This is a genomic window from Streptomyces sp. NPDC045021 (genome assembly GCF_056432645.1).
Genome location: NZ_JBWKIQ010000004.1, coordinates 74,171 through 95,653 on the forward strand (window position 1 = coordinate 74,171; position 21,483 = coordinate 95,653).

At 69.0% G+C, this 21,483-nt stretch carries 21 protein-coding genes; 7 read left to right on the plus strand and 14 right to left on the minus strand.

Features of this window, described 5'->3' with window-relative positions:
- Positions 1–55: 55 nt before the first annotated feature.
- The 3 genes from AC07DC_RS14480 to AC07DC_RS14490 all read right to left on the minus strand — a co-directional run bounded on the left by AC07DC_RS14480 (position 56) and on the right by AC07DC_RS14490 (position 4,778).
- Positions 56–2,590, minus strand: coding sequence for a discoidin domain-containing protein (locus tag AC07DC_RS14480; protein WP_478914715.1), 2,535 nt, complete (start codon positions 2,588–2,590; stop codon positions 56–58).
- A gap of 240 nt (positions 2,591–2,830) precedes the next feature.
- Positions 2,831–4,039: a cytochrome P450 gene (locus AC07DC_RS14485; RefSeq protein ID WP_478914716.1), complete on the minus strand. Its 1,209-nt coding sequence runs from the start codon at positions 4,037–4,039 to the stop codon at positions 2,831–2,833.
- The gene (locus AC07DC_RS14490; protein WP_478914717.1) at positions 4,029–4,778 is read right to left on the minus strand and encodes a cyclodityrosine synthase; all 750 of its coding nucleotides are present in this window, start codon (positions 4,776–4,778) and stop codon (positions 4,029–4,031) included. Before AC07DC_RS14490 ends, AC07DC_RS14485 begins: the two co-directional genes overlap by 11 nt.
- A gap of 294 nt (positions 4,779–5,072) precedes the next feature.
- Between AC07DC_RS14490 and AC07DC_RS14495 the strand changes: the two genes are divergently transcribed.
- A complete protein-coding gene (locus tag AC07DC_RS14495; RefSeq protein WP_478915126.1) occupies positions 5,073–5,648 on the plus strand; it encodes a TetR/AcrR family transcriptional regulator in 576 nt (191 codons plus the stop codon).
- Positions 5,649–5,784: 136 nt separating this feature from the next.
- On the opposite strand, the gene AC07DC_RS14500 is transcribed toward AC07DC_RS14495, so the two are convergent.
- Positions 5,785–6,204, minus strand: a complete 420-nt coding sequence (locus tag AC07DC_RS14500) for a nuclear transport factor 2 family protein (protein ID WP_478914718.1) — start codon at positions 6,202–6,204, stop codon at positions 5,785–5,787.
- Positions 6,205–6,423: 219 nt separating this feature from the next.
- Between AC07DC_RS14500 and AC07DC_RS14505 the strand changes: the two genes are divergently transcribed.
- A complete protein-coding gene (locus AC07DC_RS14505; RefSeq protein WP_478914719.1) occupies positions 6,424–6,630 on the plus strand; it encodes a hypothetical protein in 207 nt (68 codons plus the stop codon).
- A gap of 113 nt (positions 6,631–6,743) precedes the next feature.
- On the opposite strand, the gene AC07DC_RS14510 is transcribed toward AC07DC_RS14505, so the two are convergent.
- Both AC07DC_RS14510 and AC07DC_RS14515 read right to left on the minus strand, forming a co-directional pair.
- Positions 6,744–7,466 (minus strand): polyamine aminopropyltransferase, encoded by a 723-nt coding sequence (locus tag AC07DC_RS14510; RefSeq protein WP_478914720.1) that lies wholly within the window; start codon positions 7,464–7,466, stop codon positions 6,744–6,746.
- A 263-nt stretch (positions 7,467–7,729) separates the two neighbouring features.
- Positions 7,730–8,404 (minus strand): class I SAM-dependent methyltransferase, encoded by a 675-nt coding sequence (locus AC07DC_RS14515; RefSeq protein WP_478914721.1) that lies wholly within the window; start codon positions 8,402–8,404, stop codon positions 7,730–7,732.
- Between the two features lie 279 nt (positions 8,405–8,683).
- Between AC07DC_RS14515 and AC07DC_RS14520 the strand changes: the two genes are divergently transcribed.
- Positions 8,684–9,763 carry an alpha/beta hydrolase gene (locus AC07DC_RS14520; RefSeq protein ID WP_478914722.1) on the plus strand — a complete coding sequence of 360 codons (1,080 nt, stop codon included), beginning with the start codon at positions 8,684–8,686 and terminating at the stop codon, positions 9,761–9,763.
- A 70-nt stretch (positions 9,764–9,833) separates the two neighbouring features.
- Here AC07DC_RS14520 and AC07DC_RS14525 read toward each other — a convergent pair whose 3' ends face one another.
- On the minus strand, positions 9,834–10,679 hold the full coding sequence (locus tag AC07DC_RS14525; RefSeq protein WP_478914723.1) for a class I SAM-dependent methyltransferase: 846 nt from the start codon (positions 10,677–10,679) through the stop codon (positions 9,834–9,836).
- Between the two features lie 129 nt (positions 10,680–10,808).
- Here AC07DC_RS14525 and AC07DC_RS14530 point away from each other — a divergent pair, with 129 nt between their 5' ends.
- A complete protein-coding gene (locus AC07DC_RS14530; RefSeq protein ID WP_478914724.1) occupies positions 10,809–11,411 on the plus strand; it encodes a TetR family transcriptional regulator in 603 nt (200 codons plus the stop codon).
- Positions 11,412–11,417: 6 nt separating this feature from the next.
- Here the strand turns inward: AC07DC_RS14530 and AC07DC_RS14535 are convergent, their stop codons facing one another.
- The 4 genes from AC07DC_RS14535 to AC07DC_RS14550 form a co-directional block, all read right to left on the minus strand.
- On the minus strand, positions 11,418–11,981 hold the full coding sequence (locus AC07DC_RS14535) for an N-acetyltransferase family protein (protein WP_478914725.1): 564 nt from the start codon (positions 11,979–11,981) through the stop codon (positions 11,418–11,420).
- A 189-nt stretch (positions 11,982–12,170) separates the two neighbouring features.
- Positions 12,171–13,436, minus strand: a complete 1,266-nt coding sequence (locus AC07DC_RS14540; protein WP_478914726.1) for a PP2C family protein-serine/threonine phosphatase — start codon at positions 13,434–13,436, stop codon at positions 12,171–12,173.
- Between the two features lie 240 nt (positions 13,437–13,676).
- Positions 13,677–14,687 (minus strand): pyridoxal-phosphate dependent enzyme, encoded by a 1,011-nt coding sequence (locus AC07DC_RS14545; RefSeq protein WP_478914727.1) that lies wholly within the window; start codon positions 14,685–14,687, stop codon positions 13,677–13,679.
- Between the two features lie 175 nt (positions 14,688–14,862).
- Complete coding sequence (locus AC07DC_RS14550; protein ID WP_478914728.1) at positions 14,863–15,867, minus strand: trypsin-like serine peptidase; 1,005 nt, start codon at positions 15,865–15,867, stop codon at positions 14,863–14,865.
- Between the two features lie 234 nt (positions 15,868–16,101).
- On the opposite strand from AC07DC_RS14550, the gene AC07DC_RS14555 reads away from it, so the two are divergent.
- Complete coding sequence (locus tag AC07DC_RS14555; protein WP_478914729.1) at positions 16,102–17,004, plus strand: helix-turn-helix domain-containing protein; 903 nt, start codon at positions 16,102–16,104, stop codon at positions 17,002–17,004.
- Between the two features lie 242 nt (positions 17,005–17,246).
- Here the strand turns inward: AC07DC_RS14555 and AC07DC_RS14560 are convergent, their stop codons facing one another.
- Complete coding sequence (locus tag AC07DC_RS14560) at positions 17,247–18,452, minus strand: ice-binding family protein (protein WP_478914730.1); 1,206 nt, start codon at positions 18,450–18,452, stop codon at positions 17,247–17,249.
- 474 nt (positions 18,453–18,926) lie between these two features.
- Here AC07DC_RS14560 and AC07DC_RS14565 point away from each other — a divergent pair, with 474 nt between their 5' ends.
- The gene (locus AC07DC_RS14565) at positions 18,927–19,601 is read left to right on the plus strand and encodes a formylglycine-generating enzyme family protein (RefSeq protein WP_478914731.1); all 675 of its coding nucleotides are present in this window, start codon (positions 18,927–18,929) and stop codon (positions 19,599–19,601) included.
- A 21-nt stretch (positions 19,602–19,622) separates the two neighbouring features.
- Here AC07DC_RS14565 and AC07DC_RS14570 read toward each other — a convergent pair whose 3' ends face one another.
- Entirely contained in the window at positions 19,623–19,865 is a 243-nt protein-coding gene (locus AC07DC_RS14570) for a hypothetical protein (protein WP_478914732.1), read from the minus strand.
- A 90-nt stretch (positions 19,866–19,955) separates the two neighbouring features.
- On the opposite strand from AC07DC_RS14570, the gene AC07DC_RS14575 reads away from it, so the two are divergent.
- The gene (locus tag AC07DC_RS14575; RefSeq protein WP_478914733.1) at positions 19,956–20,576 is read left to right on the plus strand and encodes an MBL fold metallo-hydrolase; all 621 of its coding nucleotides are present in this window, start codon (positions 19,956–19,958) and stop codon (positions 20,574–20,576) included.
- 1 nt (position 20,577) lies between these two features.
- Here AC07DC_RS14575 and AC07DC_RS14580 read toward each other — a convergent pair whose 3' ends face one another.
- Positions 20,578–21,369, minus strand: coding sequence for a GNAT family N-acetyltransferase (locus AC07DC_RS14580; RefSeq protein ID WP_478914734.1), 792 nt, complete (start codon positions 21,367–21,369; stop codon positions 20,578–20,580).
- Positions 21,370–21,483: the final 114 nt, after the last annotated feature.

Consider the following 21,483-nt stretch of genomic DNA (forward strand, 5'->3'; position numbering starts at 1 on the left):
CGTTCAACCAGGCGCGTGGCAAGCCACGGTCACCCTCCGGGACCGGATTCGCCGGTCAGCCGATGGTGATGGTCTTCGCGATGCTGGGTACTCCAACGGCGTTCAGAGCGAACAGCAGATAGGTGCCGGGCAGTGCCACACCCGGGTCGGTCGGGACGGTCAGTTCGTAGACGCCGGTGGATACCTGGTGGGGCGCGAGCGGTACGCGCCGTTGGTCGTTGTCCACGGAGTGGGTGGCCGCTCCGGTGCGGACGAGGGAGAAGGCGGTGACCGGCGTGCTGGTGGTGACGGTCAGCGTGGCGCCGTACGCGGCGGTCGCGGGCGGGGTGTTGGTGATGGCGGGCCGCGGCCGCTGCGTGCCGTCGGGATTGAGCAGGTAGGGCGGGGTGAAGATCGCCCCGTCGAAGTGGTTGGTGGCGCAGTCGCCGCACAACCCGCCGCCACCGGAGAAGATCCGGCCGTCGGGGAGCAGGTTCGCGACGCTGTGGTAGTTGCGGGGCACGGCCATGGTGGCCATGCGGGTGAAAGCGCCGGTGGCCGGGTTCCAGATCTCCGGTGTCATGACCGAGGTGGCGTCGGAGAACGGGACGGGCAGGGACTGGCCGCCGAAGACGGCGACCTTGCCGTCCGGCATGACGACGCTGTTGCTGAAGGCGCGGGCGAAGGCCATGTCGCCGGTGCGGGCGCTGGCGGGCTGCGGGCCGGCGGTGAGGTCGACGGTGTAGGCGCGGTTGGTGGCGTTGACGTTCTGGTACGCGGTGGCGCCGCCGAGCGTGAGGAGCTTGCCGATGTCGTAGGCGACGGCGTTGCCGTTCATCGCGTCCTGGCTGTCGGCGCGCACGCCGGCCGGGGTGATGGTGCCGTTGCCGGTGGTGTCGATCCAGTTGAGCTGCTTGCTGGGCCCGAACTGGAGCACTCGGCCGTTAGACGCGCCGTAGAGCCACTGGTGGTTGTCGGCCCGGTAGGGCCCGGCGGGATCCGCGGTCATGGTCGTGGTGACCGGCACGCCCGACAGCTTGCGCCAGGTACCGGACGCGGCGGACCACACCTCGCCGTCCTTGCCGCCCTGGCCGCCGCCCCAGGATCCGCCGATGACGAACGCGTCGCCGTTGGAGAGCAGCGTCATGGCCTGGTAGCCGCGGGGGATGTTCATGTCCGCGGCCGCGATCCAGGAATCGGTCCGGGGGTCGTAGACGCTGGCGCGGGCGGCGTTGCTGCCGCCGGTGACCATCACCCGGCCGTCGGCGAGCATCGCTATGCCGGGGCAGAACATGTCGTGACCGGTGTTGTCGACGCGGCGCTGGGTGACCTGGCCGGTGGTGAGATCCATGATGGCCGTCTGGGTGTACCCGTTGCTGCCGCCGAAGCGGTCGGTGGCGTACGCCGACCAGGCGAGCAGTTTGTTGTTCGGCAGCAGCGCGGTGGCCACCGGTACGAGCGGGAAGCCGGTGACCGGGCTCCACAGGCCCGCGACGGCCGGGTCGGCGGGCCCGCTGAGGCGGATCTCGGCCGCGGAGGACCACGGTCCGCGGCCGCCCGCCTCGCTGGTGGCGGTCAGCCGCACGAAGCGGGCCGTGGTCGGGGCCGTGAAGGTGGCGTTCTTGACCGTGTCGTCGTCCTTCCACGTCCCGGCGGCCAGTGGCGCTCCGAAGGTGACGCCGTTCAGGCTGGTGGTGACGGTGTAGGCGCCGATCCGGCCGTTGGCCCCGGAGGTCCGCGGCGTGTAACTGAGCGCGGACACCAGCTGGTTGGCGTGCATGTCCAGGGTGATGGAGTGCGGCAGTGCGGTGGGAGTGCCGGACCACTTGCTGTGCCACAAGGTGGTGGCGTCGCCGTCCAGGACGTTGGCGGCGCGGTTGTTCTGCGCGGCGGTCTCCTCGTCGCTGGCCACGGCTGTCCAGCCCGTGACGGGAAGTTCGACGACGGAGGCGGGCAGACCGGGGTCGCCCAGCAGGTTGATCTCGGAGGCCGAGGTCCACGGGCCACGGTTGCCGGCCTCGGTCGAGGCGGTCAGCCGGACGAACCTCGTTCCCTGGGCCGCGAAGTTCAACGTCTTGGTGGTGCTGTCGTCGGGCAGCGTGCCGGTGGCCACCGGCGGCGTCCACGTCAGCCCGTCCGCGCTGAGCGTGATGGCGTAGACCCCGACCCGGCCGTTGGGACCGTTGGTGCGCGGCCGGTAGACGAGCGCGGACACCACCGCGGTGCGGTGCATGTCGATGGTGAGGCTGTGGGGCAGCGCGGTGGCGGGCGCCGTCCACTTGCTGTGCCACAGGGTGGCGGCATCGCCGTCCAGGACGTTGGCCGCCCGCCCGTTCTCCCCGACCGTCTCCTCGTCGCTGGCGGCCGCCGTCCAGCCGGCCCGGGACAGGACCGGAGCGATCGGTTCCATGGCGGACGCCGGTGCGACACCGTGGTGCGGAGCGGGTGGCGGAGCCGTACCGCCCACCACGGGGACGGCCGGTCGGCCGTCCGCGACGGCAGGCCCGCCCGCCGCCAGGAACGGCACGAACGCGGCCACAACCGCGACGAGCGACGTCAGGACGAGCCACCGCGATCGCCGGCGGAGCAGCCACAACGAACGCGAAGACAAGGACAGCACAACGGTCCCCCCAGACACGTCAGCTATCGCCGTGCCCCCCAATTGAACCCGGCGATGGGCCGACCGTGTCAGCAAGGAGCTGAACTGTAAAGAGGGTCCTCACGCCATCCGGGGGCCGCGCGGTGGTCCGCCAGTTCGGTTGGGGCGCCGGCCGGAGGCTGTCGTCCACCCGGAGGGTCCTCGCCCGTTCCGCGCTGTCACGGAATGGGCGAGGACCCACTTGGCGGGCGGTTACCACATGACGGGGAGCCTCTCGGGCATCCGCTTCATGAACCCGGTCCGCCATACGAGCTGTTCGACGGGGACCGCGAGCTGCAGATCCGGCATCCGCTCCAGCAGGACCTCCAGGGCGATCTCGGTGTGCTTCTTGCCGAGCGCGGTGGCGGGGCAGTAGTGCTGGCCGCCGCCGAACGACAGATGCGCCGCGGTGTTCTCACGGCCGAGGTCCATCCGGTGCGGATCGGCGAACACCTCGGGGTCGAAGTTGGCCCCCTCGACGAGAACCAGGACCAGTTCGCCCTTCCTGACCAGCACGTCCCCGAGCATGACGTCGTCGAGGGCCAGCCGCGGCAGGCCGTCGCCGATCGACAGGTTGATCCGCAGCAGTTCGTCGACGGCTGCGGGGATCTTGCTGGGGTCCTCGCGCAGTTCGGCCCACATCTCGGGATGCTGGATGAGGGAGAAGACGGCCATGGTCAGGAATGCCGAGGTCGAGATCACTCCCGCGCCGAACATGGTCACACCGACCGTGGCGAGCATCTCGTCCGTGAGATGGGCGTACTGCGGGTCCTGGCGCAGAGCCGCGATGTCGGCCATCAGCCCGGTGGTGGACGGGTCGTCCAGACGCTCCACCATGTACGCCATGTCGCGGTCCCAGTTCAGCTTCGCACCGCTGACCGGGCAGGCCGAGTTCATGAACGCGATGTCCAGACTCGCGGCCAGGCGGGGAGCGTCGCCCTGCGGGATGCCGAGGATGCGGCAGTGCATCGCCTCCGAGTACGGGTTGGAGAACTGCGCCCGCAGATCCGCCGGCGCCCCCTGCGCGGTCAGACCGTCGACGAGGCCGGCGGCGTGCGCACGCATCCACTCCATCAGGCCGTCGGCCTTCGGGTTGATGGCCTTGAGCACCGCTTTGCGAAGCCCCGCCCCGGTGATGTTGCCCATGTTGTTGACGACCTCCGGAGGGATCGTCAACGCGTACTGCCTCGGCGCACCCGGCATCGAGGTGTCCTTCAGGCTGAACCGGGTGTCCTCCAGCACCTGCTTGCACAGGGCATGGGAGGAGACCAGCCACGCCTCGTCACCGGCGATCGTCCGGACCCGCTTGACGGGTTCCTTGCGCAAGGCCTCGATCTCGTGCGGCAGTTGGTCGCCGCGCCAGGAGAACGGGAAGTCGAGCAGCGTCCCGGCCTGCGGGTCGAGCAGCGTCTCAACGGACATCGGAGGCTCCTTGTGCGGGTGTGACGATGGCGTGTCCCTGGTTGCGCGAGGCTCGCAGTCCGAACCCGCGCGAGTAGAGGAGTTCGGCCATCGGCAGAAGTTGGTGATAGCAGTTCAGGGAGGACGGGACTTCCAGGATGGCGGGAGTGTCCAGGAACAAAGGGGCCTCCGCGCAGACGTACTTGAGGCACACTTCGCGCTGCCGCTCCGTACTGGCCCTGCCGTCCAGGACTTTGGAGGTGAGGAAGGAGTCCACGAGCGTGTCGCAGGTCCTGCGGAACTCCGCATCGGTGTCCAGAAGGGACCAGAGGTGGTCGTGGATTCTGCGGTAGGCCGGGTTGTCCACGAAATCCGACATGGCGTGGGCCCTGAGCCTGCCCCCGAAGGAGGCGGCTTCCACCGCGTTGGTCACCTTGGCCCGCACGCCGCGCAGATTCTTGACGGCTTTGCGCCGGGCGTCATCCGGCGTATAGCCGAATGCCTCGTACATCTCGGCGACATGGAGGTCGGTATAGACGAAGTCGACCTGCTTGAAGTGGTCGGTGCCCCAGCGGGCGAGATCGCTGATGCGCTGTGCGGAGAAGTAGCTGTTCCCTGGCGACACGCCGATCACGGCATGATCGCCCTCAGCACAGATCACCTCGCAGTGGGAAGTGTAGGGCTGGACTTCGAAGGCTTCGGTCGCATTCGCAACCGGTGTGCAGGACTGAATCTCGAGGATTTCGGTCGCTGTCGTCAATTGGAGAGCGTCCTTCGGCGTCGCTAGTCCCGGGGAGCCTTGTGCTCCTGGTGTGGCGACAATGCGAGAAGTTAGTGCCCGGCCACGGAGAGTGTCAACGGGTGAACCAGCTCGCGAGATGAACATGAATGCGACGTGACGTCTCCTTGTGTCAACACACCACGCTCGATGGGGAATTGGTGATGATTCTCCAATTGATGGAGGCCGGTGCGCGGGGTGTGGAGCGTGGCTCTCCCCGGGTTGTTGCTAACATGGGAGAACGATGGTTCTCGATGTGAGGGGAGATGGGTGGCGGTGCTGAGTCCCGAGCTGGCCGAGGCGCGTGTCCTGGACGCGGCCGAGGTGCTGTTCTACGACCGCGGGATCCAGATGGTCGGGATGGACGAGATCCGTTCCACGTCCGGCGTCTCCCTGAAACGCCTCTACCAGCTGTATCCCTCCAAGGGGGACCTCGTCGAGGCGTACCTGCGGCGGCGCGACGCCGGATGGCGCCGCCGGCTGGCCGAGTACGCCGATGCCCGCCCCTCGCCGCGCGAGAGCATTCTTGCGGTCTTCGACTGGCTCTACGACTGGTTCGACGAACCGGACTTCCGCGGCTGCGCCTTCATCAACTCGTTCGGGGAACTCGGCGCGACCTCGCCGGAAGTGGCCGCCATCGCCCGCGCCCACAAGGACGCCTTCCGGCGGTATCTCGCCGACCTCGTGGCCGCCGCCGGCGAACCGGCGTGGGTGGCCGACCATGTCGCCCTGCTGGCCGAGGGCGCCATCACCACGGCCGCGATCTCCGGAACGCCCCAGCCCGCACGCCAGGCGAAGGACGCCGTCCGCATCATTCTCGACTCCACCGCCGGCGGCACCCGGCGCGCCTGACAGGTGTCCTTCCCGGCGGCAGGGACGAGGGAGCGGCCGCCGCCGGGGGAGGACGGGGCCGCCCCCTCGCCGGACGGGGGGCCGAACCGCGGTCGTCAACGGACGCGATGCGGGTTCGACGGACGCGGGGACCGCGTCAGAGCGAGATGCGACGTTCGTCGGCGGAGATGGCGAGGTCGTTGATGCTCGCGTAGCGGCGCCGCATCAGGCCGTTCTCGTCGAAGTCCCAGTTCTCGTTTCCGTAACTGCGGTACCACTGGCCCTGATCGGTGTGCCATTCGTACTCGAAGCGCACCGCGATGCGGTGGTCGGTGTAGGCCCACAGTTCCTTGCGCAGACGGTAGTCCAGCTCCCGCTCCCACTTGCCGCGCAGGAACTCCACGATCTCGGCGCGGCCGGTGACGAACACGTCGCGATTGCGCCACTCGGAATCCTCGGTGTACGCGAGGGAGACCCGCTCCGGATCGCGGCTGTTCCAGGCGTCCTCGGCGGCCCTGACCTTCCGCAAGGCGCTCTCGGCGGTGAACGGCGGCAGCGGCGGCCTCTGCTCGGGCATGATGTGTCCTTCCTGCGGGAGAACGCACGTTCTCATCTGGGTTCAGCTTAGGAGAACGCTGGTTCTCGCGCAAGGTTGGACGGGTGGCGGGGGCGCGATCGGAAGTTCTCGGGCTTGATGTAGGTGTCGGAGCGCGTGCCGACGCCCGGAAGCGGGTGCGCGCGGTCACGGTGTCGCGGTCGGTCCGCGGCCCAGATGCACGCCCCGGGGGCGGGCAGCGTGGATCTGCTGTCGAACAACCCGGACAAGGCACGGCAGTTGCGCGCGCACGGCGTGTCCATCCGCGACCGCGTACCCACCGGGGTCTTCGCGACCGACAGCAACCTCCGCTACCTGCGGACCAAGGTCGAGCGAACGGGTCACAGCATCGACCTCGCGGCCCAAGCGGGACCGGCCGACCCGGCGCCCGCCGGTCTGGTGGGCTGACTGCGGCACTACGGCCCCTTGGGCGGCCGGAGTGCGGACTGCCGGCCGATATCGCCGCCGCGCACCCTTCGCCGCACCGTCATGGCGCCGATGCGACCTCTGGTTCCGCCGTTCTACGGCTGAGCATTCCTCGCCACGTAGACGGTGTTGGTCGCGGTTCCGCCCTGCAGGGGGTTGTCGAAGTCCACGACGTGGGCCTGAGATTCCGCGAAGACCTCCGCGAGGACGGAGGTGAACTCTTCGTCCGGCGGGTCGTTCGACCACAGGGCGAAGACACCGTCGGGGTGGAGGCGATCGGCAAGTGCGCGCAGTCCCGCCGGCTGGTATAGCGCGGCGTGGCGTGGATGCAGCACATGGCGGGGAGAGTGGTCGACGTCCAGCAGGATCGCGTGGAAGCGGCGGTCCGGCGTTTGGGGATCCAGTCCGGTGGGGTCACCGACCATCGCGAAGAAGTCGCCCTGGACCAGGCGGCAGCGGGCGTCGGACGCCAGCCCGGCACCGAGTGGTACCAGACCGCGTTTGTGCCACTCGATCACCTCGCCGAGCGCGTCGATCACGATGAGCGAGCGCACCCGCGGGTCCTCCAACGCCGCCTGCGCGGTGTATCCCAGCCCCAGCCCGCCCACGACGACATCCAGTTCAGCGCCCGGCAGGTGCGCGAGGCCGAGCCGGGTGAGCGCGATCTCGCCCGCGGTGAAGAGGCTGGACATGAGGAACTCGTCACCGAGTTTCACCTCGTACACCTCGTTGCCCGACACGGGGTCGCGTCGGCGCCGCAGACTGATGTCGCCCATCGGCGTAGGGCGCCAGTCGATCTCCTCGAAACGCGCGCTCATCTGCTCACCCTTCATGTCCCACCGGTGTCGGCGAGGTGTGGTGCCCGGTCGCCGTTCGCCGTGGGTTCGGGCGCGAAGCCATCCCTGCCGCGGGCGAGGAGGGGACCGGGCCCGTCATCCGCCGGTGATGCCGGGGGCAGGAGATTCGCCCCGGCAGGTCCGAAACGCCCACTATCTCATGGAGTGGGCGTGGAGTTGGCCGGGCCGTCGCCAGTACGAATGGTCTCCACGGTCATCAGCGCAACAGGAGTGAAGGTGTGCACCTACCGGCCGGCCGCCGAGGGTTGGGCCGACTCGGGCTTGCGGGCCAGGAGGCAGGCGTACTGCCTCCTCACGCGAGCTGTGGGCTCCTGCTCCAACCGGGCGGTGACGACGAGTCCGGCCCGGCCCAGAAGTTCGGCGATGCGGTTCAGCGGCAGGAAGTAGGACTCGTAGGACACCGGATGGCCGTACGCCTGCGTCGGACGCACGTGCTCGTCACCCACGTAGTCGCCCAGCAGCAGGTATCCGCCGGGTGCGAGGGTGCGGTGGAACTCGGCGAACACCACCGGAAGCAGCTCAGGTGGTGTGTGGTGGGTGGAGTACCAGGCCAGAATGCCGCCCAGCTCGTCGTTCCCGAGATCCAGCGCGGTCATCGAGCCCTCCGCGAACCGCAGACCCGGGTTCGCGTGCCGGGCCAACTCGATCATCTTCGATGACAGATCGATGCCGAACGCGGACAACCCCAACGTGGTCAGATGCGCCGTCACCTGGCCCGGCCCGCATCCGAGGTCCGCGACCGGTCCGCGGTCGGCGGCGAGCACGAGTTCGGCGAATGCGGCCATCATCGCGCGTGTCAGCGGATCCAGTTCGGTCGGGGCTCTGACGAGTCTGGCGTAGTCGGCGGCAGCGCCGTCGTACGACTCCCGAACGGCGGTCAGGTAGGAGGGCTCAGCCATGCAGGCGACCTTAACCGCAGGCGAGGCGGACGCCGATCGATACATAGAGATCGACACGTAGTAGGGACCGTGAAGCGTTGGCGGGCGGCGGTGGCGCCGAATGGGCCGGGATTCCGGGGCGGTCCATGAGGGTTCGGGCATGCCGCACATCCGTCGGCCGCATGGTATGAGACGTTGACAACGAGCACCGGATCCCGACCCGGTGCTCGGCAAGCGCCGTGCCCTTCGTAGGGGACGGACCAGCTGCCGTACGGCTGCACCAGGGCAGGAGGCTGCTGCGTGAGTCTGACCGGAACATCGTTCTCCGTCCTGCTGATCACCGTGACGTTGCTGATGGTCATCGGCACGATGCTCCTGTGGGCGAAGATTCCCGGACCGCGCCTGGTGCGAGCGCTGACCCGGTTGGTCATGATTGTGCTGTGTCAGCTCACCGCGATCTCCGTGGTGGCCGTATGGATGAACAACAGTTACGGCCTCTACTCCTCCTGGGCCGACCTGTTCGGCACGCCGGACAACAGCAACACCATCGCGATGCCCGGCCCGCCCGTGGCCCGGGCCCAGTTCAACCGCAGCGACAACGGGATCCTCGACACCTACTTTCACGGAACGCACTCCAAGCTCTCCGGACAGGTCATCGTCTGGACGCCGCCGGAGTACGACGACCCCCGGTTCCGATCCACCCGCTTTCCCGTGCTGATGCTGCTGCACGGAGTGCCCGGGTCGCCCCAGTCCTGGTTGGAGCACGGCGGCATGCCGGAGGCCTTCCAGAAGCTGGTCACCGCCCACCAGGCGCACCCGTTCATCCTGGCCATGCCGGTGATCAACCCGGGCAGTGTCGACACCGACTGCAGCGATGTTCCGGACCGCAAGGTCGCCACCTGGCTGTCGGCGGATGTCCCTGAACTGCTGCGGCAGAAGTTCCGGACGATGCCCGATCCCAAGGGCTGGGGGGTGATGGGGTTCTCCACCGGCGGTTACTGCGCGGCCAAGCTTCCGCTGCAGTACCCACGCGTGTTCGGCGCCGGCGCCGCGCTCGATCCCGACCCGCTGACCGGCGACCCGTCGGTACTGCCCGAGCCGGCCGTGCGGCAGCGCAACAGCCCGACGCACCTGGTCGAAGGTTCCCGAGCCGATGTGGGTATCTTCCTCGCGACCTCGGCCCAGGACCGCGACAGCCCGCCGGCTTCCATCGAGCAGTTCGTCCGGGCGGCTGAGGGCAGCAAGGTGCGGGTGAAGACCATGCTGCTCGCGACGGGTGGCCACAACTACAACACCTGGATCGCCGAGTACCCGGCAGCCATCGGCTGGCTCAGCCAACAACTCGCCGGCCCGCAGCCGGCTTCGCCCCCGAGGAAGTAGCCGGTAGAGGTCGGCGGCGCCCGCGGGAGCCGGGAGCCGCACCCGGCCGGGACGGCGCCCGTTGTCCTCCCTACAGCGGGCGATCGGCGGTGATCAGCCAGCCGGTGCTGCGCAGTCGTACCGCGCCGTGTTCCTCGTGAGCGCGCAGGTTGTCCGTGAGCGCCCGGCGGGCCCGGTCCCGCGTTTCGGCTTCCACCTGGTTCATCAGATGCCGTCCGGGACCGGAATTCAGCAGGAAGGCGGCCGCATCGCCGGCGTCCTCGCCCCAGATCCCGTACGCCTCCACGCGCGTTGTGGCGATGTGCGTGAATCCGGCGGCGGACAGCATCGCACCGGTGCTGTCCGGGTCGGCCAGGGAGAACATTCCCGGACTTTCCGGCGCGCCGAACTCCCCGGTGGGCAGGAACTTGCGCAGTTCCGCGATGGCCTGGAGCCACTCGTTGCGCTCGGCGTCCGAGGCGCAGACGAGCGCCATGCGGCCGCCGGGGCGCAACGCACTGCCGATGTTCGTGAACGCGGCGAGGGGATCGGCGAAGAACATCACTCCGAAGCGGCTGATCACGACGTCGAACGAGCCCGGTTCGAAGGCGTGGACCTGAGCGTCTCCTTGTTCGAAGGCTGCGTTGGTAAGGTCCTCGCGCTGTGCCGACTCCCGGGCGCGCTCCAGCATCGGCGCCGACAGGTCCAGGCCCACGGCCCGGCCGTTCGCCGCACGGCGCGCTGCCAACCGCGTCGTGCGCCCGGCGCCGCAGCCGATGTCCAACACCTGGTCCTGCTCGCCGATCGCGGCCGCGGCGAGCAGAGGTTCGTTGAAGCCCTCGTTCACGGCGTCCCAACGATCCTGGTTCCGGGCCCAATGCGTGCCCTCGTATCCGTTCCATGCCTGTGCCTGGGCGGTGTTGACGACGTGCTGCATTCCGAACCTCCGACTGGCTGCGCGGCTTGCCAGGGCTAGTATGGGCGAGTGCCCAAACAGTATGGGCGCATGCCCATACTGGCAACCTCGCGCTCGGCGGGTCTGCCGCGACCTTGCAGGAGAGGCCTGATGTCACCGCGTGGAGTGGCCATCCCGGACATTCGCGAGCGGCTGTTCGCCGCCGCCGAACGGGTTCTGGCGCGAGAGGGGCCGGCCGCCCTGACCAGCCGGGGCATCACCGGTGAGGCGAACTGCGCCAAGGGGATGCTGCACGCCCACTTCGCCGGGCTCGACGAATTCGTCGCCGAACTGGTTCTGGACCGGTTCGCGCGCACCGCACGACAGGCGGGCGAACTGCCCGGACTCGCGGGCCGGGCCACTGTGGCCGGGAACCTGGTCACCGTCGCCCTCGCGCTGCTGACCTCCGCGGGCCCCACCGTTGCCGGTCTCGCCGTCACCCGGCCCGACGCGTCCCTGCGGATCCGGCAGGCGCTGGAGGCCGGTGCACCGGGCTTCGCGACCATCCAGGGTGCGATCACCGACTACCTGGACGCCGAAAGGAGCCTTGGACGCGTTGCGGACGGTACCGACACGCCCGCGGTCGCGCTCGCCCTCGTCGGAACCGTCCACCACCTGCTGATGACCGGCCCTGCCGACGCGACGGACCCACGCGAGCAGGCAGAGCGCCTGGTGGCCCTGCTCCTGGGCACGCCCCGACCGCCGGCCGGCTGACCGTGGTCAGCTCGGACCGCGGAGGTCCAGCATGCAGAAGACCTTGTCGTAGCGGCGTTCGTCGACGGCGACGAAGTCGGGCAGACGGCCGTACTCGGTGAATCCCAGCGACCGGTAGAGGTGCAGGGCGTTGCTGTTGTCGCCGCGGGCGTCCAGGGTGAGGACCTCGATTCCCGCCAGCCGGGCGTCGGCGATCAGGGCCTCGGTCACGGTCCGCCCGATGCCTCGGCCGTGGACGGCGGCATCCACCGCGATCTTCTCCAGGTCGGCGTGCGGCCGATGAGTCGGTCGCGCGTAGCGCAGCCAGTACCCGAACCCGACAAGCCGACGGCCGAGATATGCCGCACGCAGTGCCCCGTCCCCGGCATGCACCGCGGCGACCACATGGCCGAGGAGCTCCGCAACCTCAGCGCGCGTCGGTGGTTCGACCCAACCGAGCGCGGCGCCTTCACGGACCAGGTCCGCCAGGATCCGGTGGGCCGACTCCGCGAACCGGGCCTCCCGCTCCGGATCGGCCGCCAGCTCCATCACGTTGAGAACCACGGGCCCGGGGGCCCCGTTGCCGGTCATGGCCGTATCCATACCGGCAGCCTAGCCATCCCGGCATGCGGCCAGGATCCAGGGAATCAGGCGGCAGCCCACTGCCGAGAAGACTGGCGCCTCCGCACCAAGTGCCACGGCATGTTCTTCTGGGGCAACCCGTCGCTGCGCCGGGCCGGACGGAAGGTCGCCGGTCAGGCTGCGGGGCCAGATTGCTGGTCAGGTCGCCGGTCCGGCCGGCAGGCAGTCCGCGGAGTTGTCGGCAGGCGAGGCTTCCGTGAGGTCGGCGCCGTGATCCGCGTCGCGCAGTGTGTCGTCGACGCCGTACCAGTCCAGGCACATCACCGTCGCGTCGTCCTCCAGATGGCTGTCATGCGCGTTGATGACGTGTTCGATCAGAATGCGGGCGGCCTCGCGGGGGTGGAGGTCCTGGGTGCGTTCGATGATGGCTGACAGGTCGATGTCGGTGGAGCTGCGCTCCAGCACGCCATCGGTGAGCATCACCAGCCGGTCGCCCGGACGAAGGTCCAAGGATTGGACCTTGTAGTTGTGCGGGTTCAGGAAACCGAAGGGCATGTCCACGAGGGGGACGATCTGTTCGACCTTCCCGCTCCGCATGCGCAGCGGCCAGGGGTGGCCGGCGTTGATGAACTCGGTACGGCCACTGAGCAGACTGATGCGCAGCAGTTGGCCGGTGACGTACCGGCCACCGCTGTGCTCGGCCACGGCGTGGTCGGCCTGTCTCGCCTGCTCGGCCAGGTCTGCGCCCTGCCTGCGCGCGCGGCGCAGCGCGCCGACCAGGAGGGTGGCCAGCAGTGCGGCGTCCACGTCGTGGCCCATGGCATCGGTGACGGACAACTGGACGTGGTCGCGGTCCATGACGTAGTCGAAGGTGTCTCCGCCGACGAATTCGGCGGGCTCCAGCGCGCCGGCCACCGCGAACTGCGCTGCCTCGCACGCCAGGGACGTGGGAAGGAGCCGGTGCTGGATCTCGGCGGCCAGACTCAGCGGGGTGGTGCGCCGACCCCATTGGTACAGGTCGGTGAACGGCCGGTTCGCGATGATGATGTAGGCCAGAGCGTGCGCGCTCTGGCTGATCTCCCGCATCGTGTCGGGGCTCGGGCGGTGCGGCAGGTGAAGCTCCAGCAGCCCGATGGCGTCTCCCCGGTTGGTCACCGGCGCGATCACCCGGGTCCACGTGCTGTCGCCGACGATCTCCACACAGGGGCGTTGGGTCCGGATCACCTCGTCGTACACGGTGCCCGGCACGGTGATCGGATCAGCGGGACGGTCGACGTCGACACTCTCCGTGGTCCCCATGCGCACCACGGAACTGCCGGTGAAGTCGGTGATCAGGAACGAGACCGAACGGGCACCGAGCTGTCGTCGCAGCGCGGTGGCGATGACATCGACGGATTCCACCGGTGGCGCGGTCTCCGCCGCGGCCAGTGCCTCACCCAGGCCCTCGGATCCGCCGACCGACATGGGAACTCTCTTTCCGCGGTGCAGCCGCGCTCAGGGCTCCCGGGCGCTTCCAGCGCGTCCGCCACCGTGTCGGCGGCTCGGGTCGCCCGGACGGAGCTGGGGGATGGAGCCGACGGCAACATCACTCTCCCACTGTGGCACCGGAAACGGCTCTTTTCCATCGCGCCACCGCGTCCGGCGGCCCGGCCTGCGGCGATGGCAGGACATCAGTCCCAGCGGCCGCCGAGGAAGGTCGCCGAATCAGGCGTGATCGAGTCCCGGCGAGGTTGCGACGGTCAATGCGGCCTCGGCTCCCGCGACGGTCGGCGGATGGCCGAAGAAGCCGGGCAGGCCGCCCGAATGCAGGAAGACCGTGCGTTGCCCGGGCACGACGGCGCCCTCGTGAACCGCCGCGACCAGGCCGGCCATCGCGCGTCCGGTGTAGATGGGGTCGAGCACGACCCCTTCGGTGCGGGCGGCGAGGAGAAGGGCGGCCATGACCTGATCGGTCAAGGAGGCGTAACCGTCACCGACCTGGTCGAGCCGGATCCTCAGGCTTTCCGGCGCGCACCGTTCCCCGCACAGCCCCGAGACGAGCTCGGACACGGTCCGTGACGGATCGGCGACGGCGCCGCAGTGGACGCCGAGCACCCGCGAGGAACCCAGGGCGCCGACCAGGCCGGCCATGGTTCCGCCGGATCCGACCGTGACGATGACAGTCGACAGGTCGGGGGCCTGAGTGAGGAGCTCCCGCCCGCACTCGACGTAGCCGCGCGCACCGACCACACTCGAACCGCCGAACGGGATGAGCACCGGAACGGCGCCCTGCCCACGCAACCCGTCGACGACCTGCTCGGCGGTGGCGTTGAGAGCCTCTCGATCGACGTCACCGGCCCAGACGACCGTCGCGCCGAACAGCCCGTCGAGTGCGAGGTTGCCGGACCTCGACGATCCGGGTGTGCCGACGAGCACGAGGACGGCGTCGAGTCCCAACCGGGCGGCGGCAGCCGCCGTCAGACGTGCGTGGTTGCTCTGTGGCGCACCGGTGGTCACCAGAACCGTCGCGCCGCCGTCGAGTGCCGCGCCGCAGAGCCACTCCAGCTTGCGCACCTTGTTCCCGCCGCCGCCCAGGCCGGTGAGGTCGTCCCGCTTCACCCACAGGTCGTCCGGACCCAGGCCAAGCGCGCGGGCCAACCGCGGCATGGGTTCGAGCGGCGTCGGCCAGGTCCCCAGCATGGCCCGTGACGAGGTACCGCTGCCCGAGGTCGTCATCTCATCCTTCGTTCGCGCCGCCGTCCTACCTGTTGCGCTGAACATCCTGGCACGGCCGACACTTCGCGCAGGGTGGCGGCGGTATCGGCGTGGTCGGGACCAACCGGTCGCCGGCGCAGGCATTCTGCGGGCGACCCCGGCTTTCCCCGCGGCCCGGCTCCAGGATCCGACGGCCTCAGGAGGTGGGCCCCGCCGGTGTGGCGCCGGAGATCGCGGCGCGGTAGAGGGCCTGGGTGGCGGCGCCGAAGTAGGCGCTGTACGACACCTTGGGGGTGTTCCCGCCGGTGTGGTAGCCGCCGATGACCCCGATCACCGCCCAGCCGCCCGGCCACGGAACCAGCATCGGCCCGCCGCTGGTCCCGCCCACGAAGGCATCGCACGCGATACGCGGGAAGGTGCCCGGGTCGGCCGGGTCGTCGCTGACCCATTTGGTGGTCCAGCTCCAGCACTCCAGCGGCTTCGCCGCGCCGCCCGGGTATCCGATCATCCGTACCGGCGCGTGGTAGAACCCCGTTCCGGTGAGCAACCGCACCCCGCCGACCGCGTCCTCCAGTCGCGTCCCGTCCTGGTTGGGCTCGGTGACCGCGAAGGCGAAGTCGTACTCGGCCCCCGCGTGCTCGCCCAGGTCGTAGTACTGCTGGGAGACGTAAACGCCGTTGTTCGCGACGGGGAAGATGCCGAACGGCTTCAACCCGTCGTGGTACTGCGGCACGAAGGCCAGGTTGCGCTTGGGGGAGGTGCCGGAGTAGCCCTTCAGGCAGTGCCCGGCGCTGAGCACCAGGTCGTGGCCGGGACTGCGCACCACGGATCCGCTGCACGTGCGGCCGGTGCCGGTGGCGTCGGTCCAGAAGAAGGTGCCGGCCTGGGGAATGCCGTCGAAGCTCCTGCTGGGCGGGATGTACTCACCCGGCCGAGGACCGTCCACGGCGGGGGAAAGGGTGGGGGCCGACGGTCCGGCCTGGGCGCCGGTGACCGTGTCTCCGAGCAGGGTGGCCGCCATCCGGGCCGGGCTCCAGTAGGCGTCGAGCCGGACAGCCACCGGGTTGGGCTTCGCCGGGACGCCATGGGCGGAGGCCGTCGGGGTGAACCCGGCGGAGAGCAACAGCGCCACCGCGAACGCGGCGGCGCATCGGATGACCTTGGCCCTACGCACCATCAGTTCCCCTCTGGTCGGACGCATGTGACGGCTCACCATAAGCACAGCCATGGGTCCGCGCGCCAGACGCCGCCCGGCGAGGGAGAGCCCCGGCCCGGAGGGCACGACGCAATGTCAACCACCCGTTAGAAGGAAACACGCCGGAGGTTGATCGTTTCTGCAGCCCCGACCGCCTAATCTGCAAGCGGATCGCTGAGCGGTCGTCGGTACGGCTGCCCAGCGGCTGTCCTCAGGTTCTGTAGCGGAGGTAGCTGTCCTGTGTCGCCCCACGTCAATCCCACTGTCGGAAGACGCCGACTGGGATCGGAGTTTCGCGCGCTTCGAAAGAGCAGGGGTCTGACAGCCCAACAAGTGGCACAGCAATTGCTGGTCTCGCAAGCAAAGATCAGCCTTCTGGAGAATGGCCGCCGCAGGGTCAACTCACGCGATGTCCGCGATCTCTGTGAGGTGTACGGGGTCCAGGATCCGCAGATTGTCGACGCGCTGATGCGGATGGCCGAGGAATCGGGTCGATCGGGCTGGTGGAAGGAGTACGGCGATATCCCGCACACCGTCTACATCGACCTCGAAACCGACGCCGCGGGCATCCGCTGCTACGAATCCATGGTGATCCCCGAACTGCTGCAGACTCCCGCTTATGCCCGAGCGGTCATTGCAGGAACGATCCCGCACGCCACGGCAGAACAGATCGACACTTGGGTTCACGTACGGTTGCGCCGTCAGTGGCGGATCGAGGACCTGGACCGCCCGCTGCGGCTGTGGGTCGTGCTGGACGAGTCGGCCTTGCGGCGCATTGTGGGCGATGCCGAGGTCATGAGGGAGCAGTTGGAGCGACTGCTCGACCTGAGCGGCCGACCGCACGTCACCGTGCAGGTCCTTCCGCACCACGCGGGAGCGCATCCTGGCATGGCGGGGCAGTTCTCGATCGTCGAGTTCGCGGACGCCTCGGATCGAAGCGTTGTGTACCTGGAGGGGGGTACCAGCGATCTCTACCTGGAGAAACCTTTCGACGTGCAGCGCTGCGGCGTCATCTACGAGATTTTGCAGGCGAGGGCGCTGAACCCGGTCGCCTCCGGGCAGCTCATCACCGATGCCATCAAGTCGTACATCGGGGCGGAGTTCCAAGACTCCACACATCACGATTTCCCGCCGCCGCTCTGAGGCCTACCGGCGAAGACGGTTGTTCACGGGGTAGTGCGCCGCCAGGGCGGCCGGGGGCACCTGCTCGCGCCGGCAGCGCGCGGCGGAGTCGATGACGATCCGCCGCGCGCTTCAGACCGGTCGCCCGTGCGGGCGACCGGTCCGAGCACCCAACGTGTCGCGAGGTGCAGGCTCAGCTGCGACTTCGCGCACCTGCGGGGCGAGTGGGCATCACATGGCCTGCCCCGGCCCCGGCCTTGGTGCTACGCGTAGTCGTTGTGATGATCTCCCTGATCGGATCCGTAGCCGCCGTGCACATCGTGCGGCTGGCCCTGGTTGTCGTGACCCTGAGGCTGGTCACCGTAGCCGTGGCCACCGTGCTTTCCACCCTTGTCACCGCCGGGGTAGCCACCGTTTTCCCCGCCGTTGTCACCGCCGGGGTAACCACCGTTCTCTCCGCCGTTGTTCCCGCCGTTGTCACCGCCGGGGTAGCCACCGTTTTCTCCGCCGTTGTTCCCGCCGTTGTCACCGCCCGGGTAGCCCCCGGTGGTGGTACCCGCGGTGGGACTGCCGGTGGTGCCCGCTGCCGCGCTGCCCGTGGTTCCGGCGATGAGGCCGCCAGGAGTGCCACCGATGACACCACCGGTCAGAACACCACCGAGCAGACCGCCGTTGGTGCCACCGGTTGTCACGCCGGCGATCAGGCCGCCGCCGCCCGTGGCGGTTCCGCCGGTTGCGGTGCCACCGGTTGCGGTGCCACCGGTGGTAGTGCCGGCGATCAGGCCGGTGCCACCCGTGATCACGCCACCCGCGGTGCCGGCCGCACACGTCGCCCGGGTGATCCTGTTGGTGTCCAGCGTCACCGAGCCGTTACGCGCCAGCGCCCGGCCGTCGATGCTGGCCCCCGTGGTGGCACTGATCGACGTCAGCGCCAGGATGTTGCCCACGAAAGTGGAGTTGGTGCCGAGGACGGCCGAACTTCCGACCTGCCAGAACACGTTGCACGGTGCGGCACCGTTGATGAGGAGCACGCGGCTGGCGGACGCCGTCGTCAGACCGGAGCCGACCTGGAAGACCCAGACGGCATTCGGGTCGCCCTGGGCGTCCAGGGTCAGGGTGCCGGTGAGCCCGAGAGTGGAGGAGGCGGTGTAGACGCCCGGAACCAGCGTCAGGCCGCCGGCGTCCGGGGGAAGAGCACCGCCCGTGCTTGTCGCCTGCCCGGCGGCGTTGTTGTACGCCGTGACCAGGTCGCTCTTGGCTTGGAGCGCAACCCCGTCGGCGGAGTGCTGGGCTCCGAGCACCAGGCCGGGCGGGAAACCGGAAATCGCCGTACCCGGACTGACTCCGAGGTCTCCGGTGATCACCGAAGGACCGGTGTTGGTGACCGACTGACCGGCCAACACCGCGAAACTGTCCGCCGTCGCCAGCGGTACGGGTGTTGCGAGGGCCTGTGCCGGGCTTGACGTCATGGCAACCATCAGAGCGGCCATGATCGCTGCGATCAGCGCTGCGATCCAGGCCGAGATGGTGCGTGCATTGGGAACTGCAGGGGCATTCAGGGTCATCGAGGGGCCAACTCCTGTGTGGGGTAATGGCGCAATCGGTGCTTCTTCGCCAAACAGAGGCGCCGACTTCTGTCATCGGCATATTACGGAGTCACGCAATCCGGAATGAGGCGCATTCGAGTGATAGGGAAATGTCACCCATTTGCGACTGCGATGCGATAAGCGTACGAACAATTTCAACGAATGAGTCACTCGCGTATGCGGATATTCGGATACGCGGAAAGGCTCTCCTTCCCGTATTCCGCCCACCGGCTTGTGCGCACGCGCGCGATGCCCGATTCCGACGTGGTCGACGGCGGTGCGCGACGATGCCCCGGTCCTCTTGCCGACCCGGCCGTGCGGTCGTCCGGGACGGGGTGACCGTAGGATCATCTCCCCATGGATCTGAGCGCAGAAAACGAGTTGGTCGTCATCCCGCCGGGGCAGGTGACGCTGTCCGACCGGCGGACGCAGCGCAGTTGGTCGGTCGAGGTCGCGCCGTACCAGCTGGCGACCTTCCCGGTCACCCAGGCGCTGTACGCGGAGATCACTGGCCGGCGGCCGAGTGCCGCCCAGGGTGACCGGTTGCCCGTCGAGGGCGTTTCCTGGTGGGACGCGGTCCGATTCTGCAACGCCCTGTCCCTGCGTGACGGGTTCGCGCCCTCCTATCAACTCCACGCCGACGGCGAGGGCATCGAGTGGGACGCATCCGCCGACGGGTACCGGCTGCCGACCGAAGCCGAGTGGGAGCACGCTTGCCGCGCGGGCACGGCCGGCCCGCGATATGGCCCGTTCGACGAGATCGCCTGGTACCGCGGCAACTCGGACGAGCGGATCCACGAAGTGGGCGGTAAGCAGCCCAACCCGTGGGGCCTGTACGACATGCTCGGCAACGTCTGGGACTGGTGCTGGGATGTCTATGACGCCGAGGTCTACGGTACGTACCGGGTGCTCCGTGGCGGTGGCTGGTTCGACGAGCACTGGAGCTGCCGCGCCTCCGCGCGTCGCCGCAGCCACCCGAGCTTCCAGGTCGACGACGTGGGATTCCGCCTCGCCCGTTCCCTCACCCGCTGATCCGCGTCGTGCGACGACGGTCTACTGGACGGTGGGCCGGGAGCCCCATTCCTTCGAGTCGCCCCCGCGCCAACTCACCTGCGTCTCGTCCTCGGTGTCCAGGTTCTCGAAGCCCGAGAGCCGGGCGAACTCGACGACGTCCGCGACGGAGTACGCCTTGCCGACGTTCACCTTGTTGATCCAGACACGGCGGAACGGCCTGTCGCCGTGGTGGACGTCCCACACGATGATCGACGGCGTCACGAGCCGTTCTCCCGAGTCCATGTATCCAGGCTGCGCTCCCGGCGGACGAACCGCACCTCGGGCGCCGCGGAACCCTGGATCCCGCTCCACACCTGCCGGTAAGTTGATCAGATGCGTATGACGAAATTTGGCCACGCCTGTGTGCGCCTCGAAATCGGCGACCGAGTACTCGTGATCGACCCGGGCACGTTGTCCGAGAGCGAATCACTGACCGGCGCCACCGCGATCCTCATCACCCACGAGCATGACGACCACATCGATGTCGAGAAGCTCAAGGCGGCTCGTGACAGCAACCCCGAGCTGACCGTCCACACCCATGCCGCGCTCGCCGCGACCCTCGGCCCGGATGTGACCGCGGTCGCCGTGGGGGACACCTTCACGGCGGCCGGATTCAGCGTGCGCGTCGTCGGCGGTGAGCACGCGGAGATCGTCGACGGCCTGCCCGGGTGCACCAACATCGGGTTCATCGTCGACGGCCTCTACCACCCCGGGGACTCTCTGTTCGTTCCCGCCGAAGCGGTCGACACCCTTCTGGTCCCGACGTCCGGGCCGTGGCTGAAGCTCGGCGAGGCTGTCGAGTTCGTCCGAGCGGTCGGGCCGGCCCGCGCGTTCCCCATCCATGAGGCCCATCTGAGTGAGGTCGGCATGGCGAGCTTCGACTGGTGGATGGGGACGAAGGGCGGGACCGACTATGCCCGGATCCCGCCGGGGGAGTCGGTCGAGCTCCCGTAGTTCAGCCGAGCAGCTGCGGCTGGTACACGTACGGTGTGGTGGTGGTCAGGGCGGTGAACCCGAGTTTCTGCAGGATCGGGCGGCTCTGGCTGGAGGCATCGACCTGCAGATAGCGGTAGCCGAGTTCTGCGGCGATGCGGGCTCGGTGGGCGACCAGCGCCCGGTAGATGCCCCGTCCTCGCCAAGCGGCCACCGTGCCGCCACCCCAAAGGCCGGCGAAGTCGGTACCGGGGTGCAGTTCCATCCGTGCGGAGCACACTGGCAGGTCACCGGCCATCGCGACGACCATACTGAACGTCTCCGGCCGCCCTGCCAGCTGGGAGAGCATGCGGTGCCGAAGCCGGTCGGCGCTCGTGTCGAACGCCTGCTCGTGGACGTCGGCGACGAGGTCGACGCCGGACGGATCGGTGACCGGCTGCAGACGGATGCCCTCCGGCAGTTCGACGTCGGTGGCAAGGTCGCTGATCCGGGCGACCATCACGGTCTCCTCGGCCTCGGGGGAGAACCCCGCGGTCTGCAGCCGGCCGGCGAGGTCACCGGGCAGGTCATGGGCGTAGAGCTTCCACTCGAACTCGCGGCCCAGGGAAGCGAAATACCGGACCTGTGCCGCGATCGCCGAGTCCGCGCCGGCCTCGTTGAGATCGGACCAGACGATGCCGTTCCAGTCGTCGCTGCCGGCGCCGACCAGCCGCACCACGTCGCCGATCCGCTCGACCCGCGCACCGGGATCGTCGGCCGGTGCGTTCCGGCGCATCTGCTGGTCGAACACTGCGAGTACCGCTTCTTGATCCATCCGTCCAGTCCATCACCGAACGGAGAAGCGTGCCAACCGCAATTCCCGCACCGACCGTGCGGGCGGCCGAAGCCTCCTGACACGCCGGTTCGGCACGGCTATCCTGCGATCCCA